Source organism: Aeromicrobium sp., assembly GCF_049587115.1.
Classification (GTDB): Bacteria; Actinomycetota; Actinomycetes; order Propionibacteriales; family Nocardioidaceae; genus Aeromicrobium.
The window spans coordinates 1-1,606 of record NZ_JBAVDI010000059.1 but is presented as its reverse complement, the minus strand read 5'-3'; the positions used below and the strand labels follow the sequence as shown (position 1 = coordinate 1,606).

Annotated in this window: 2 protein-coding genes; both read right to left on the bottom strand. The window is 67.5% G+C overall.

All coding sequences use genetic code 11. The features are described from left to right. On the bottom strand, positions 1–539 hold a 539-nt coding region (locus WB461_RS05750), incomplete at its 3' end, for a fatty acid desaturase family protein (RefSeq protein WP_423851766.1). After that, positions 536–1,606 (bottom strand): ferredoxin reductase (locus WB461_RS05745; protein WP_423851765.1); only part of this gene is annotated, 1,071 nt, incomplete at its 5' end. The genes WB461_RS05745 and WB461_RS05750, both read right to left, overlap by 4 nt.

Below are 1,606 nucleotides of genomic sequence, written 5' to 3'. Positions count from 1 at the left end.
ATGCCGTACTCGAAGAAGCAGGCGTTGACGAAGTTCCACAGCGGCTGCGCGAGGTAAAAGGGCATCCAGCGCTGGTCGTCGTCGACGCGCATGATGCCGTAGCCGAGGTCGTTGTCCTTGCCGACGACATTGGTGTAGGTGTGGTGCAGCTCGTTGTGGCCGTGCTTCCACTGGTCGGCTGGGCTGGCGTTGTCCCACTCCCACGTCGTCGAGTGGATCTTCGGGTCGCGCATCCAGTCCCACTGGCCATGCATGACGTTGTGCCCGATCTCCATGTTCTCCAAGATCTTGGCGATGCTCAGTCCGGTGGTTCCGACCAACCAGAACGGCGGGAAGACCGAGAACAGCAGCAGCGCTCGGCTGCCCGCCTCGAGTCCGCGCTGGCCGGCAATGACCTTGCGGATGTAGGCGGCGTCATCGGCCCCGCGGCTCTCGATGACCGCTTGACGGATCGCGTCGAGCTCACGGCCGAGCGTCTTGATGTCCTCGGCGCTGAGGTGCGCGGTGGGGTCGACGGTCTTCTGCTGGATCGTGGTCATGACTTGTCTCCTAGGTGGCAGGCGCCAGCAGCGGCGCTGATGCAGGTCTGGATGGGGACTCCGCCGTCGGCGGACGAAATGGGGTCGACGCTCGTGATGGCGCCGTTGCGCAGGTCGCGAACCGAGCCTTCCTTCAGCGGCAGGACACAGCCGAAGCACACGCCCATGCGACAGCCGCTCGGCATGAGCTGGCCGCCAGCCTCGCCGACGTCGAGAATCGGGGTGGCGCCGTCGGCGACGAGTTCCGTGCCATCGTCGAAGGTCACGGTGCCGCCATCGCCCGCTTCCACGAAGCCAGCGCGAAACTGCTCGGTGAAGAGCCGAAGGCCAGCCGACTCGTGGTGGGCGGTCAAGGCGTCGAGCAGACCGCCCGGTCCGCACGCATACGTCGTGCGCTCGGCCAGGTCAGGGACGAGGTGCGCGAGATCGTCGATGTTGAGCACACCGTGCTGGTCGTCGTACCGCGGCACCAAGGTGATCGCGCCGTGGTTGGCAAGCTCGCGCAGGTTGTCCAGGAAGATCGAGTCGGGCTCCGTCGGTGCGACATGCACGACGACGATGTCGAGGTGTTTGCTGCGGGGCAGATCGACGACGCCGGCATCGGAGACGGGAAACAGGTTGCGGAGCATCCCGATCACCGGGGTGACGCCGGAGCCCGCGGTGACGAACAGCAGGCGCGAGTCGGTCGGGTCGAGGACGAAGTCGCCGGTCGCCTGCTCGAGGTGCACCAGCGTGCGCGGCTTCGCCTGGTGCACCAGGTGGTTGCTGACCTTGCCGCCGGGCACGGCCTTGACGGTGATCGAGATGAGGCCGTCTGCCCGGGGCCCGTGGGTCAGCGAGTAGGCGCGCCACTCGCGGACACCGTCGACGTCGATGCCGACCCGGACGTACTGGCCGGGCACGTGTCCGGCCCAGTCAGCGCCGGGTTTCAGGATGATGGTGGCAGCGTCCCGCGTCTCGGGCTGGACGGCGACAATCCGCGCTCGCAGGTCGGTCCCGGACCGGAGCGGCGCAGCCAGATCGAGGTAGTCCGCAGGCAGGAGGGGCGTGGTGGCCGCCTCGGCCAG